We start from the raw sequence: 13981 nt of genomic DNA, 5'->3' as shown, positions 1-13981 counted from the left end.
AGAATGCTGCCATTCTAACAGACAGCGCCCGGTAAACTTATGCTCCAGTGTCAAGCATGCAATGAAAACAAATAGTAAAAAAACTACACCTATCAAACGTTCCAGTCATCAGGTCAGGATCATCGGCGGTCAGTGGAAGCGTACTGTCCTCAGCGTCATAGAAGCAGAGGGCTTGCGGCCCACGCCCGACCGTGTGCGTGAAACCGTATTTAACTGGCTAAATCATTTGCTGGATAATGCTTGGGGAAACAAGACTTGCCTGGACCTGTTTGCCGGTAGCGGTGCCCTGGGTTTTGAGGCAGCCAGTCGCGGTGCCTTGCAGGTGTATATGGTGGAATCGCATACACCAGCCTTCCGCCAGCTGGAACAGATCAAGGAAAAATTGCAGGCCAGCCAATGTAATCTGATACGTGGTGATGCCGCCAAGGCGCTACAGGTATTTGCGGACAAACAACAGATGCTGGATGTTGTTTTTCTGGATCCACCTTTTGGGCAGGACTGGCTGGCCCGTATCCTGCCTTTATGCAGCCGTGTAATGCAGGCAAAGTCTGTTTTGTACGTAGAGGCCGAGTTCTCATTGGCAGAACCGGTAGAGGATGAAAATCTGGCAAAAATACTTTCCGAATGGCAAGTTGTCAGGGCAGACAAGGCAGGTAGTGTGTTCTTTCATATACTGCAACGCAACATCTTGCCGCATGAGACGCACGAAAATCAGGCATAATGCCTGCTCAACTTGGTGCATATCCTTATGCATATTGCGAAAAAGGGAGTGAAGATGGTCACAGCCGTTTATCCGGGAACATTTGATCCGTTGACGCGTGGTCACGAAGACCTGGTGCGTCGCGCCTCCGGTCTTTTTGATACTTTGGTCGTGGGCGTGGCAGATAGCAAGAGCAAAAAACCTTTTTTCTCTCTGGAAGAACGCCTGACAATTGCCAATGAAGTATTGGGGCATTATCCGAATGTCAGGGTCGAGAGTTTTTCCGGTTTGCTGAAAGATTTTGTGCGCAAGAATGATGCGCGCGTGATTGTGCGCGGCCTGCGTGCGGTATCCGATTTTGAATATGAATTCCAGATGGCCGGCATGAATCGTTACCTGCTGCCGGATGTCGAAACCCTGTTCCTGACACCGTCGGATCAGTACCAGTTCATTTCTGGCACCATCGTGCGCGAGATCGCCATGTTTGGTGGTGATGTATCAAAATTTGTATTTCCTTCCGTCGATCGCTGGCTGAAACAAAAAGTGGCTGCGCTGGGCGACAGGACTTGATAGCTGTTTGCCGGTAGCGGCAGTAATAACGGTTTGACACAAACCGCCTGAATGAGAAGTGAGCTGGTATGGCCCTGATGATTACAGATGATTGCATCAATTGCGATGTCTGCGAACCTGAATGCCCGAATGATGCGATATACATGGGCCCGGAAATTTATGAGATCGATCCTCATAAATGCACGGAATGCGTGGGCCATTACAAAGAGCCGCAATGCCAGCAAGTGTGCCCGGTGAGCTGCATTCCCTTCAATCCGGAATGGCGCGAGACACCGGCACAGTTGCAGGCAAAATATGAAAGCCTGCAGGCTGAATCATAAGCCGCGTTTCATAAGCCGCGCTTCATAAGCTGATTCTTAAGCGGATTCAATAAGTGAAAACTGGCACAGGGGCTGCTTCCGCAGTCCCTTGTCGCTTCAATAGCAGCGTACCTGATTGCGTCCACCGTTTTTAGCCTGATACAAAGCCCGGTCTGCGCGTTGCAGCATATCCCGTGCGACGACGCTGGCGTTGTCCTGGTTAGACTTTTCATCGATGGTTGTGAGGCCGATGGAAATCGTGGCCTGGCAAGTGCCTGATGCGCTCAATGTAAATTCCTGGCTGGCGATACTCTTGCGTATGCGTTCCGCTACCAGAATGGCATCATGCAGATTGGTGTTGACCAATACCACCACGAATTCTTCGCCACCAAACCGCCCCAGCGTATCGCTCAGGCGCAGTTCAGCCTTGATGCGTCTTGCCACTTCTTTCAGCACATCATCGCCACCTTCATGTCCATAACGGTCATTGATTTGTTTGAAAAAATCAATATCCAGATACATGCAGGCAATGCTGTAGCGCTGCCGGCGCGCACGGCCTATTTCTTCCAGTGTTCTTTGTTCCACATAGCGACGGTTGCTGACATTGGTCAGCGGATCGGTCATGCCTATATAGGTCAGCCGTTCATTATTGATGACATTTTCCAGACAGATGGCAATGATGGAGCCCAGGCGCTCGATAAAATCGGTGGCCATATTCGGCTGAAAGCGGTCGGCCCGGAAGCTGCCTACATTCAGGCAACCGATCAGCCTGCCCTGACGGCGCATAGGGATGATGGCGATGCTGGCCGGTTTCTTGTTGAAACTGGTGAAATACGATGCATAGGCCAGGCTCTGGTACAGACCCAGCTGTGGTTTGCGCAAGGCTGATTCGGGCTGGCTTAATTCAACCTCATGTCGCAGAAACAGCAGGTGAGGGAATTCATTGAGATCAATTTTCAGGTCAGCCAGCATTTGTTGCAGGTCGCCATATTTATCGAACAGTACCAGCGACACCACATCCAGTTCGGAAGTGATCGCCAGTGCACTGAAAATATTCGTGATCAATTCACGGAAACTGTTGGCACCGATGATCTTTAAATCAAAGTTTTGATGGCGGGCCATGATGCTTTGATTGCGATGTGCCAGTTCCAGCAGGTTTTCCAGCCGCGCGCGCAAAGCCTGATTTTCGCGTTGCAATTCTTGCAGCGCGTCCTGAGCATCAAGCTCCAGGGTATCGTCGTCAGGGGCGGGGATGGCGCTATCCATAATGAGTTGTTCTGCTGTTAAAAGGCAATCTGCATATTGACTTCATCACCAAGTCGCAGGGTGTGCCCGGCGCCACTGTCCAGAATGACGTTCATGCCAAAAGTAATGCCACCATCCACCAGCGGGTTGGCGCGGTAAGTCTGCAAGATGTCCAAAGGATCAGGGCCGATTTTTTCGGTCAGTTGATCAATTGAGGGCATGGGACAGCGCGGACAGGGCTTGACCGGACGCAACTGTATGTCGGCACCGATTTCAAAGCATTCCGCATAATCTTCTTCATAGGCTTCCATCTCATCCAGCACCACATTAGGACGAAAGCGGTTCATTGGCAATGCGTCACGGCCCTGTTGTTGAAGGCGTTCATTCAAGTCATCGAGCGAAGCTGTACCCGTTAGCAAGATGGGGTAACCATCAGAAAACCGCGTGGGTACGCGTTTATCCCCGGTCCATTTCTGGTTGGCAAAGCGCTGGGTGTGTACGCTGGAGCGTACCAGCCTGCAGGCTACGCCAAGCACCTGACTGAACCAGGCGGCGGCTTCATCACCAGCATCCAGAGCCAGAAAACTTTCTTCCCAGATCGTTACCTGTACTGGTGCATCATCAGATTGTTCTGCTGGCAGTTGCAGGGGGAGTTGCAAAGCAGTCATGTTGGCTGCATGTACCAGCAAATGCTCGCTGCCCAGTTCCGGGCGTATCGTTGCCATCAGCGGATATTCCCTTTGTGTCAGGAACAGGCCCTGTTCATCCACCAGCATCCATTCCCTGTCATACACACCACCCGCGCTCAGGCCGGTATCCGTCAGGACGGCAGTGTTCAGCCGTATGCCAGCGCAGGATTTGATTGGGTAAATGTTCAGTTCAGCGATGCTTGGCATGGTAATTGGATAAATTAAGGGCCAGAGATGCGGTAGTGGGTATTTTAAAGGGGATCATGCTATTCATGCTGGCAATTTACAGGCATATTTTATGCCTGCATCGCAGGATGGGGGCTGGCTTCAGTCTTCGCCGCGAAATGCACGCCGGTAAGCCGAGGGCGAAATCCCGAATTCGCGGGCAAAATAGCGGCGCAGCAACAAGGCGGAACCAAAACCCGTATCCATGGCGATATCGTCAATAGACCGTTTGCCCGCTTCGAGTTGCCGCTGAGCCAACGCCAGACGCTGGTTCAGCAACCATTTTCCGACAGTGGTGCCGGTCTGTTGCTGGAAATGGCGGGTAAAACTGCGCCTGCTCATCAAGGCCCTTGCCGCCAATTCGTCCAGATGCTGGGTGTCTGCCAGATGGGCCAGCATCCATTCCAGCACTTTGGCCATGCGTTCATCTGTGGCCAGTACCGGTAACGGCTGTTCTATGTATTGCGCCTGGCCGCCCTGGCGATGCGGGGCCACCACCATGCGGCGCGCCACATGCGCCGCCGCTTCTGCCCCATAGCTGGTGCGCAAGACATGCAGACAGCAATCAATGCCAGCGGCGGTACCAGCCGAAGTGATCACGTCACCATGATCGACATACAGCACATTCGGATCCAGCCTGATATGTGGATAACGCTCGGAGAATTCTTTGACCAGTGCCCAGTGGGTGCTGGCACTGCGCTGTTCCAGCAAGCCAGCCTCTGCCAGCACAAATGCACCCAGACACAAGCCAATGATGCGTGCTCCGGCCTGGTGGGCGCGTCGTATGGCTTTCAACAGTTCCGGCGGGGCCGGACGCAAATCATCATGCCAGGATGGTATCACCACCATGTCGGCGCGGGCCAGTACGTTCAGCCCATGCTGTGTCTGTATGCTGAAACCGGCATTGGTGCTTATGGTACGTATGGTAGGTATGGTACGTGCGGTACGCAGCTTGTCAGCCCTGCCGCTGCCGTCTGATGGGGAAGGGGAACTGCATACACGCAGATGAAATCGTGGCAGGTCGATACTCGCATGGTGTTCGCCAAACACCATGCAGGGTACAGACAGATGAAACGGGCTGATGCCGTCAAAGGCCAGCACAGCTACATTCACACGATTGACAGGTTTAATTGTATGCATGGCCCAATTGTATCGAATATTGGCTATCGGGTCACTTATTCCATATCCGGTTTTCACCGAGAATGATGCACATGGACAGCATAAGTGCTGATTATTTTTGATCAACCCAAACAACAGGAAGCAGCCATGACTAGCGTTACAACAAACCAAAACGTAAAACGTGCCCTGATCGTCATTGATGTGCAAAATGAATATTTCACCGGCAATATGTTGATTGAATACCCTGATCCTCAGGTGTCTTTACGCAATATAGGCAGGGCAATGGATGCCGCCAAAGAGGCGGGTATTCCGGTACTGGTTGTCCAGCATTCTGCGCCAGAAAGTGCCCCTATTTTTGCGCGCGGCTCGCAAAGCTGGCAACTGCATGAAGTTGTCGCCAGCCGTCATGCGGACCATCGCATAGAAAAAAACATGGCCAGCGTATTTACCGGTACCGATGCAGCGGTGTGGTTGCAGAAAAATGAAATCACAACCATCAGCGTCGTTGGTTACATGACCCATAACTGCAATGCCAGTACCATCTATGAAGCTGCGCATAATGGCTATACAGTCGAAGTGCTGACCGATGCCAGCGGCAGTCTGCCTTATGCCAATGCAGCCGGGTTTGCCAGCGCAGAAGAAATCCATCGCATTTACAGTGTAGTCTTCCATTCAAATTTTGCCGCAGTGACCAGCACTGAAGAATGGATAAGCGCTGCGCAGGCGGCGACCCCGCTTGCCAAAAGCAATGTACTGGAATCACATCTGGCTGGCCGTCAGCATTCAGCCAGCCAGAATGGAATTTGATCTGCAAATCTGTTTGAGGTAAAACGCGACTGTCAGCGCGCGTACATTTTTCCTGATATCAGGAAGGCAGAGGCTGGTTGTTCATGGAATGCAGGGCGATGCAGTTACGTCCTGCATTTTTTGCCCTGTACAGTGCCTGGTCTGCGGCACCAACCAGGGTCGACAGATCAGTGCCGACCGTCGATGAATCGGCAACACCGGCACTCAAGGTGCTTTGCAGGATTTCGTTCTTCCATTCTATGCGCAGATCGGCATATAGCAGACGCACGCGTTCTGCCAACTGGGCGGCACCCTGCTCACGGGTACCTACCAGCAAGATACAAAACTCTTCACCACCGTAACGTGCCAGGCAATCCTCGCTGCGGATGACTGCCTGTAATAATTTGGAAAGACGGCGTAAGACTTCATCGCCAGCAGGGTGACCATGGCGGTCATTAATCCTTTTGAAAAAATCCACATCGATCATGATGATGGACAGCGGCTCACCGGTGCGGATGGCACGTGCCAGCAAACGTCGGGATTCGTCCTCGAAACGGCGCCGGTTCATGGCACCGGTCAGGCTGTCATATGATGCCTGTTCGCGCAAGTCACTGACCAGGCGGAAGGTGATCAACAGCACCAGCGATAGCGAGATCGACAGTTGTGACAAACCACCAAGGACCAGGAAGATGGGATTGACATTGCCCTGTGCGAACAGGCCGACTCCATGAGCAGGTGTCAGAAAAAGATTCAGTGCCCTGAGCAGGCTCATCAGCGCAATGAAGGCAAAAGAACCGGCGGCCAGCCAATAGGCTGTCTTCAGCGGTTGCGTGGTTTTCACCATCAGGTTGATTGCACCAGCCGCAAATATGCCACTGAATAACAGGGAATTAGCGATCAACACGGTGCGGATGTCATCTTGCACAATACCGAACCACAAGCTTTGCGTCATCATCTGCAAGCCCAGCCATGCGGTGATCCAGTAATTGCAGCGCTTTCCCTTGAAGGCTTGAATGCCGTTGAAGATAAAACCAAAGCCGCAGCCTGTGATCAGCGGCACGGCGGCGATAATCAGCAAGGGCCATTCCGGCGACATTTGCGTGCTGGTAAAAATACCGATACACATGCAACAATGCCCCAGAGCCCACTGGCGCGCACCCCTGACATTGTCGGCATGAAAACTGATGAGCGCCATCATCCCCGCACCCAGAAGATTGATCCCGCTCAGCATTAGCATGATGGTTCTGACATCCAGATTCATGTCAAACTCGCATCGATGATGTGGTGGGGATTCTTGTCAGGCAAATTTGCTCCGCAGTGGGTGTATCGTGACGTCAAAATTATTATAGCTTAGGTGCAGCAGAAATAAAAAAGCCGCGAATATCGCGGCTTTCCAGGCATATGTGCAAAACGTATGTAGCTTCGTTCAGACGTTGTGCTCAAACGTTGAACAGGAAGTTCAACACATCACCATCCTTGACCACATATTCCTTACCCTCGGCGCGCATCTTGCCTGCTTCCTTGGCGCCGGTTTCACCTTTGTAAGTGATGTAATCGTCGAATGCGATGGTCTGGGCGCGGATGAAGCCGCGTTCAAAATCGGTGTGGATCACGCCCGCTGCTTGCGGTGCCGTGTCACCTACATGGATAGTCCAGGCGCGTACTTCCTTGACACCGGCGGTGAAGTAAGTCTGCAGGCCCAGCAGTTTGAAACCGGCGCGTATCAGTCGATCGAGGCCAGGTTCCTGCATGCCCATGTCAGCCAGGAAATCGGCTTTGTCAGCGTCATCCAGATCCGCGATTTCAGATTCTATGGAAGCACAAATGGCCACGATAGGGGCGTTTTGTGAATTCGCATAAGTCGTCAACTGATCCAGCAAGGGGTTATTGGTAAAGCCGCTGTCAGAGACATTGGCCACATACATGGCTGGCTTGGCAGTGATCAGGCACAGTGGCTTGATCAGCAGCATTTCTTCTGCATCCAGACCCAGTGCACGCACAGGCTTGGCATCGTTCAGGGCTGGCATGATGCGTTCCAGCACGGCCACCAGTTTGGCTGCGTCTTTGTCACCGGAGCGGGCTTTCTTGTTTTCGCGATGGATGGCTTTTTCTACCGTACCCATGTCGGCCAGTGCCAGTTCGGTCTGGATAACTTCGATATCGTCGAGTGGGCTGACTTTACCGGCTACGTGGATCACATTGTCATCTTCAAAGCAGCGCACCACGTTGACGATGGCATCGGTTTCGCGGATGTGTGCCAGGAACTGATTGCCCAGGCCTTCACCTTTGGATGCACCGGCAACCAGGCCAGCGATATCAACAAATTCAACGATGGCGTTCTGGATGCGCTCAGGCTTGACGATGTCAGACAATTGCTTCAGACGTGGATCAGGCACTTCAACGACGCCCACATTCGGTTCTATCGTGCAGAAAGGATAATTTTCTGCCGGTATGCCCGCTTTGGTCAGCGCATTGAACAGTGTGGATTTGCCGACGTTAGGCAGGCCGACGATGCCGCATTTGAGACTCATGATGTTTTGCCAGTTGGATTTGATTAACCCGCTATTTTACCGGAACTGGCGGTCTTGCTGACTGATTCCGCAGCGAATACCCCGAAATAGAAGGAAGTGCTGCATCGCCATCACCGCATCACTGCCCTGTTTTAGACAGGAAACAGGCAGGTCTGCCATATTTTGAGGCGATTTTTATCAAAATAACAGGTATGAAATTTGCTATAAGCCATATGAAACCAACAAATGTACAGGAGCAACAATATGGACAGACGTGGATTTATAGGCAAAAGCGCATTGGCTGTGGGCAATCTGGCAGTCATTACCTATGCCATTGCGCAGGTCATCAACCTGAACGAAGCCATCAACAAGTCGGGCAAGCAACGCATGCTGTCGCAGCGTCTGGCCAAAGCCTACCTGCAACTGGGACAGGGGATCGAGGTCGAGCAGTCAAAAAAGATACTCGATACATCCATGGCCAGTTTCGAGAAACAACTGGGGGAACTGAAAACCTTTGCGCCCACCCCTGATAACCGGCAAATGCTGGCAGAAGTGGAAAAAAACTGGCTGCTGTATAAAAAGGTGTTGCTGGAAAAAGCCCCTAATCAGCAAGATGCCAGACTCGTCATGGTGCTCAATGAAGATGTGCTTAGCCTGGCGAACAAGGCGACCGTGCAGCTGGAAGCCTTTTCTGGCACGGTCATGGGGCAACTGGTGAATGTGTCTGGCCGGCAGCGCATGCTGTCGCAAAGAATGGCCAAGTTTTACCAGGCACAGCAATGGGGAGTGGCACCGCCTGATGTCATGGTCAAGCTGGATGCGGCACGCAAAGATTTTGTGGCTGGCATGGCGACCTTGCAGGCCTCATCGTCGAATACCTCGCGCATCCGCGATGAACTGGCCCTGGCACAACAGCAATGGCTGTTTTTTGACGATGCCTTGCGGCAGATCGCAGAACCAAAAAATGCACGTCAATATGCCGTCAATGTGGCCACGACCAGCGAAAGAATCCTCAGTACCATGGATGGCATTACCAGCCTGTATCAACAACTGAGCTGATATGCCTGAAGTCCTGGACTATGGCTCAGGCAGTTTGCCGGATACGTCTGGTGCTAAGGCGTTGCAGGAACAGAGTCAGCAGGACGCCGGCAACGGTCAGGCCCAGTACCAGGCCTATCCAGAAGCCGCGTGCTTCCATCGCCTGTTGTGGATGCCACGGCATCCATTCTGGTGCCAGGCCCAGCAGGCAACCCAGCGGCAATGCAAAGCCGTAAAACGCCATGAGGTGTATCAGCATGGGAGTGCGCGTCACCTTGTAGCCGCGTATGGCGCACGAAGCCGTTACCTGTGCAGCATCCGACAACTGGAAAATTGCTGCATACAACAACAGCTCTGATGCCAGTGCCTGCACCGCCAGATCTGATGTATAAGCGGCGGCAATCTGGTCACGCATCAACATGATGCCCAGCGCAGACAGCACGGCAAACCCCATGGACAGGGCAAAACCTACCCAGGACACAAAGCGTGCCCGCACGGCATCACCTTCACCCAGAGCCTGACCGACACGGGTGGTCAGGGCGATACCCAGGCTCATCGGCACCATGAACACCAGCGAAGAAAAATTCAGTGCAATCTGGTTGGCAGAAACCGGCACCACACCAAAACGGGCGATCAGCAGGCCGACTGCGCCAAAGGCCGACACCTCGGCAAAATAGGTGATGCCTATCGGAAGCCCCAGTCGCAGGGTGGAACGTATCTCTGTCCAGTTGGGCGCTTCAAAATGGGTGAAGGGGAAGGTGCTGTGATACACCGTAGAGCGACGCATCCAGAACACCATCGCGCCTAGCATCAGCCACAGCCCGACGCCAGTCGCCAGTGCGCAGCCGGTAGAACCCAGTTTCGGGAAACCCAGGTGACCATAAATGAACAGCCAGTTAACCACGATGTTAAAAGACAGGCCGCCCAGTGCAATCATCATTACCGGCTTGGTCTGGTTCAGGCTGGTGGTGTAACCATACAGCGCGCGGTACATGGCAAAGGCTGGCATGCCGATACTGATGACATGCACGAATTGCGATGCCTTGGCATTGATGGCGTCATCCAGTTGCAGGTAATTAAAAATCAGGGTGGAAATATTCAGCAGCAGGCAGGCGATCAGGCCTACACCCAGGCCCAGCCATAAAGACTGACGCACCATATGTGGTACGCGCTCATGATTTTCGGCGCCGACTTCATGCGCAATCACCGTGTTGACAGCCATCATGATACCCATGACAGTCACCAATATGATGGCCCAGACATTCGCCCCCAGCGAAACCGAAGCCAGGTCATCCGCACTCAGATGGCCAGTCATGGCCACGTCAGCCACACCCATACCCACGGTCGCAAGCTGGCCTATCAGGACAGGCCAGGCAATATTCCAGAGAGCGGCGGCTTCGGTGCGGATACGGGTTTTCATGCGGGACTGCCAAATCGAATAAGAATGCGGACCAGCATCTTACCGTATAAAGCCGGGACTTACGCAAAACCGCCCCAGCTGCATTGCATCCTTGTATGCCTGCTTATCACCCGACATGCGCTGATAACAGGCGCCAAGTTGTACTATGACTGTTATTCAGATAATATCCGCGGTTAGGTAAATTCGGTATTTTGAGCTGGAAAAATAATCCGGCCGTCACTGGAATGGGAAGCTGTAGTTTGACCCGATGCTGGGGAAGACTACCTGTATTAAAAGTGTTATTTCAAAATAAACTTAATATGGAGACTTCTTATGTATACGTTTTTATCATTGAAACGAACTTGTTTCAGCCTTCTGGCGAACCTGTTCCTGATCCTGTTCAGCGCCAATGCCCTTGCGCAAGCCGTAGATATCAATCCCAATACCAGTTATCAAACCATGCGCGGATTTGGTGGCTTTAATGGCGCCGGGTGGATAGACGATTTAACCAGCGCCCAGGTGGACAGTGCTTTTGGTAACGGTAGCGGGCAGATCGGTTTATCGATCATGCGCATGCGGATCGACCCTTCCAACAGCAACTGGCAAAGGCAGGTGCCCACAGCCCAGTTGGCCAAGGCCAAAGGTGTGACCCTGTTTGCGACACCCTGGTCACCGCCTGCCTATATGAAGACCAATAATAATCTTGTATCGGGCAGGCTGTCACCGACCTACTATCCTGATTATGCGACGCACCTGCTGAACTTTGCCTCTTATATGGAAACGAGTAACGCCGCCTTATATGGAATTTCTGTTCAGAATGAACCGGACTGGGATCCCACATATGAAGGCTGTCAATGGAACTCGACCGAATTCATTAATTTCCTGAAGGCGCAGGGTTCACGCTTTGGCTCGCTGAAAGTCATGACGCCAGAGTCTCTCAATTTCAGTAAAACCCTGGCAGACCCGATACTCAACGATGTCAACGCAGCACCGCAATTTGATATTGTTGCGGGCCATCTGTACGGTGTCAGCCCCAGTGATTATCCGCTCGCACGCAGCAAGGGAAAAGAGCTGTGGATGACCGAGCATTTCACCGACAATTCTGACGCCAATGACTGGACCAAGGCCATGCCCGCCGCGCTGGAATTACATAACAGTATGGTTGCCAACTACAGTGCTTATGTGTGGTGGTATATCCGCCGTTCGTATGGTCTGATCACTGAAGATGGTAATGTCAGCAAGCGTGGTTATATCATGTCGCAATACGCAAAATATGTGCGCCCTGGCTACACGCGTATTGCCGCAACTGAAAAACCTTATGCGGATGTGTTCATCACGGCCTACAAAAACAGCAGCGGAAAAATTGTGGTGGTGGCGATCAATAACGGTACGTCACAAAGACAGGTCAAACTGCAATTGAGTGCAGCAAGTTCAGGAAGCGCAACTGCTTTCGTGAAATACAGAACATCGTCCAGCTTCAATAATGAATACGCTGGTCAATATACGGTCACCAGCGGTCTGGCTACCGCTTATATTGATCCGGGCAGCGTTAATACGTTTGTGAGTCAGTAAAAACTTCAGTTTTTACTGAAGATACTTGTACCTGTTTTTTACTGCTTTTTTTTAGAATTTTTTCCGTACACCACCACAATCCCTATACTGAGATCGTGGTGGCGTGGTGGTGCTATTCAGTGCTTCAGCCACATTTCATCGAAAGAAACAAAACCAAATGGCGTCATCCTGACACCGGCCACATGTGGGGCGATGCTGACTTGCTGGTTTTCGTGTGAAATAGGGATCAGCCAGCCTTCTTGTACCAGGCGTTTTCCTATGCGGGCATACGCCAGCATGCGGCGCTTGCTGTCTGGCAGTGTCTTGATTTTCATCAGATCAAGATCGATGTGCTTTAGGGCGGCGTCCGGCATCCAGCGGCGGAACACACTGTCGGCGGCAAACCATTCATAGCAACCAAAATCCTGATCATCATGCATGACTTCACGGGTGACCACCAGGTCGGCGTCTTTCATCCAGTCACGGGCCAGCAGTTGATCAAACGGCAGGCTGGTCCAGATGACGGTGACCCCGCCTGCTTCCAGCCTTTGCTTGATGGTCGCTGCAAGGCTCAGCATTTCCTGGGTCTGGCCACTGACCATGCGCAATTTGCAGCCAGCTTTAAAGCTGCTGCATCTGGTCTTTTTCGCGACGCGGTGTTTCCAGATTGCCAGCAAGCCTGATGCTGCTTTTCTGCTGCGTTCATTCGGGTCAATCAGCATCTCAGGTGCCAGCCAGTCCGCCAAAGCCAGTCTTTGTTCCACCGTTTTAAAAGCATTGCGGCAGGGGTTGCAAATAATATAGGTGCAGCCTGATTCCGCACCGGCGACGGTTTGCTTTTTTGTGCAGTCTTCATTGGCATAACCAAACTGCAAATCAAATCCGGACGGGCCGGATGGCGGCGGCAGCATCCACAAATCAATTTCATCCAGCAAGGGGCGCTCGCGATAATAATCCTTGAACGCCTGCAAGGTCAGTTGATAGGTATTGTTTCGTATCACGCGAAATGCACCGCTGCCCACCGGAAAGCGTTCAAAGTCGGTGTTGCGATGACGTGGCACGATGGAAGAATTGGCAGTGGCCAGACAATGTGGCCAGAGCTGATCGGGGTGTTCCAGATAAAAACTCACGCGCCGACTGGGGCCAGTCTCGACATGCTGCAAATGACGGTACAGACGTTGATAAATTGCCGACTCATCCCGCAGGCGTAAAAAGCTGGCTTTCACATCATCTACACCCAATTCCATGCCGTCATGAAAGCTCAGGCCAGGGCGTAGCCAGAAATGCCAGACGGTGGCATTTTTCTCACTTTCCCAATGATGGGCAATCGCAGGCATCAATGCATTTTGTTGATGATCGAATGTGGTCAGGCGTGAAAAAATCTGACGTACCAGATGCGCTTCCAGGCGTCCGTATACCTTCAGCGGGTCCAGGCTTTCCACCTTGCGAAACAGCGGCATGCGCAGGCTGCGGCAAGCGGCATCAGGTACACCCAGGTATTCCGGCAGGCGCATTGCCAGTTGCTGGCGCTGTCCATCTTCCAGGCTGGCAAAGGCCTGTTCCAGATCTCCGCGTGCCAGCAGATGGGACAGATGATCAAGCGCGAGCGTATCGGGTGTCTGTAGAAAATCCAGTTGTGAATGATTACCACGCCCGCGCCCCGCCTGCCAGTGCAGCCAGCCCTGTTGCTGCATTTTTGCCAGCAGGTTGCGCATGTTGCGTTCACTGCAATGCATGGCCTGCGCCAGGCTGGGCAGACCTGGTTGTTGCGTCTGGCCTTGCAAGAAAGTGTAGAGACGCCGGTACTGGTCGAGAAGTTTCATAAAAGGGGAAATTTTTTTCTCAATTAT

At 52.5% G+C, this 13981-nt stretch carries 13 protein-coding genes; 6 read left to right on the top strand and 7 right to left on the bottom strand.

Annotation, left to right across the window (positions count from 1 at the left end):
• Positions 1–61: 61 nt before the first annotated feature.
• The 3 genes from rsmD (at position 62) to H8L32_RS13515 (ending at position 1590) form a co-directional block, all read left to right on the top strand.
• Positions 62–721 carry a 16S rRNA (guanine(966)-N(2))-methyltransferase RsmD gene (rsmD, locus tag H8L32_RS13525; protein ID WP_186947763.1) on the top strand — a complete coding sequence of 220 codons (660 nt, stop codon included), beginning with the start codon at positions 62–64 and terminating at the stop codon, positions 719–721.
• A gap of 54 nt (positions 722–775) precedes the next feature.
• Positions 776–1270 carry a pantetheine-phosphate adenylyltransferase gene (coaD, locus tag H8L32_RS13520; RefSeq protein WP_186947762.1) on the top strand — a complete coding sequence of 165 codons (495 nt, stop codon included), beginning with the start codon at positions 776–778 and terminating at the stop codon, positions 1268–1270.
• Positions 1271–1338: 68 nt separating this feature from the next.
• On the top strand, positions 1339–1590 hold the full coding sequence (locus H8L32_RS13515) for a YfhL family 4Fe-4S dicluster ferredoxin (protein ID WP_186947761.1): 252 nt from the start codon (positions 1339–1341) through the stop codon (positions 1588–1590).
• A 96-nt stretch (positions 1591–1686) separates the two neighbouring features.
• On the opposite strand, the gene H8L32_RS13510 is transcribed toward H8L32_RS13515, so the two are convergent.
• The 3 genes from H8L32_RS13510 to H8L32_RS13500 all read right to left on the bottom strand — a co-directional run bounded on the left by H8L32_RS13510 (position 1687) and on the right by H8L32_RS13500 (position 4868).
• On the bottom strand, positions 1687–2835 hold the full coding sequence (locus tag H8L32_RS13510) for a GGDEF domain-containing protein (protein ID WP_186947760.1): 1149 nt from the start codon (positions 2833–2835) through the stop codon (positions 1687–1689).
• Positions 2836–2852: 17 nt separating this feature from the next.
• Positions 2853–3710 (bottom strand): MOSC domain-containing protein, encoded by an 858-nt coding sequence (locus H8L32_RS13505; protein ID WP_186947759.1) that lies wholly within the window; start codon positions 3708–3710, stop codon positions 2853–2855.
• 120 nt (positions 3711–3830) lie between these two features.
• Positions 3831–4868, bottom strand: a complete 1038-nt coding sequence (locus tag H8L32_RS13500) for a GlxA family transcriptional regulator (RefSeq protein ID WP_186947758.1) — start codon at positions 4866–4868, stop codon at positions 3831–3833.
• A 126-nt stretch (positions 4869–4994) separates the two neighbouring features.
• On the opposite strand from H8L32_RS13500, the gene H8L32_RS13495 reads away from it, so the two are divergent.
• Positions 4995–5654 carry a cysteine hydrolase family protein gene (locus H8L32_RS13495; protein ID WP_186947757.1) on the top strand — a complete coding sequence of 220 codons (660 nt, stop codon included), beginning with the start codon at positions 4995–4997 and terminating at the stop codon, positions 5652–5654.
• A gap of 58 nt (positions 5655–5712) precedes the next feature.
• On the opposite strand, the gene H8L32_RS13490 is transcribed toward H8L32_RS13495, so the two are convergent.
• Positions 5713–6894, bottom strand: a complete 1182-nt coding sequence (locus tag H8L32_RS13490) for a GGDEF domain-containing protein (RefSeq protein WP_186947756.1) — start codon at positions 6892–6894, stop codon at positions 5713–5715.
• Positions 6895–7072: 178 nt separating this feature from the next.
• Positions 7073–8164 carry a redox-regulated ATPase YchF gene (gene ychF, locus H8L32_RS13485; protein WP_186947755.1) on the bottom strand — a complete coding sequence of 364 codons (1092 nt, stop codon included), beginning with the start codon at positions 8162–8164 and terminating at the stop codon, positions 7073–7075.
• 243 nt (positions 8165–8407) lie between these two features.
• Between ychF and H8L32_RS13480 the strand changes: the two genes are divergently transcribed.
• Positions 8408–9202: a type IV pili methyl-accepting chemotaxis transducer N-terminal domain-containing protein gene (locus H8L32_RS13480; protein ID WP_186947754.1), complete on the top strand. Its 795-nt coding sequence runs from the start codon at positions 8408–8410 to the stop codon at positions 9200–9202.
• A gap of 25 nt (positions 9203–9227) precedes the next feature.
• Here the strand turns inward: H8L32_RS13480 and H8L32_RS13475 are convergent, their stop codons facing one another.
• Positions 9228–10601, bottom strand: a complete 1374-nt coding sequence (locus H8L32_RS13475; RefSeq protein WP_186947753.1) for an MATE family efflux transporter — start codon at positions 10599–10601, stop codon at positions 9228–9230.
• A gap of 312 nt (positions 10602–10913) precedes the next feature.
• On the opposite strand from H8L32_RS13475, the gene H8L32_RS13470 reads away from it, so the two are divergent.
• Positions 10914–12152: a glycoside hydrolase family 30 beta sandwich domain-containing protein gene (locus tag H8L32_RS13470; protein ID WP_186947752.1), complete on the top strand. Its 1239-nt coding sequence runs from the start codon at positions 10914–10916 to the stop codon at positions 12150–12152.
• A gap of 116 nt (positions 12153–12268) precedes the next feature.
• Here H8L32_RS13470 and H8L32_RS13465 read toward each other — a convergent pair whose 3' ends face one another.
• Positions 12269–13954, bottom strand: coding sequence for an SgrR family transcriptional regulator (locus H8L32_RS13465; RefSeq protein WP_186947751.1), 1686 nt, complete (start codon positions 13952–13954; stop codon positions 12269–12271).
• Between the last annotated feature and the right edge of the window lie 27 nt (positions 13955–13981).

Source organism: Undibacterium hunanense (assembly GCF_014284335.1).
Taxonomy (GTDB): Bacteria; Pseudomonadota; Gammaproteobacteria; order Burkholderiales; family Burkholderiaceae_D; genus Undibacterium; species Undibacterium hunanense.
The sequence above is the reverse complement of the archived record's forward strand: the minus strand, read 5'-3'. Positions and strand labels throughout refer to the sequence as shown.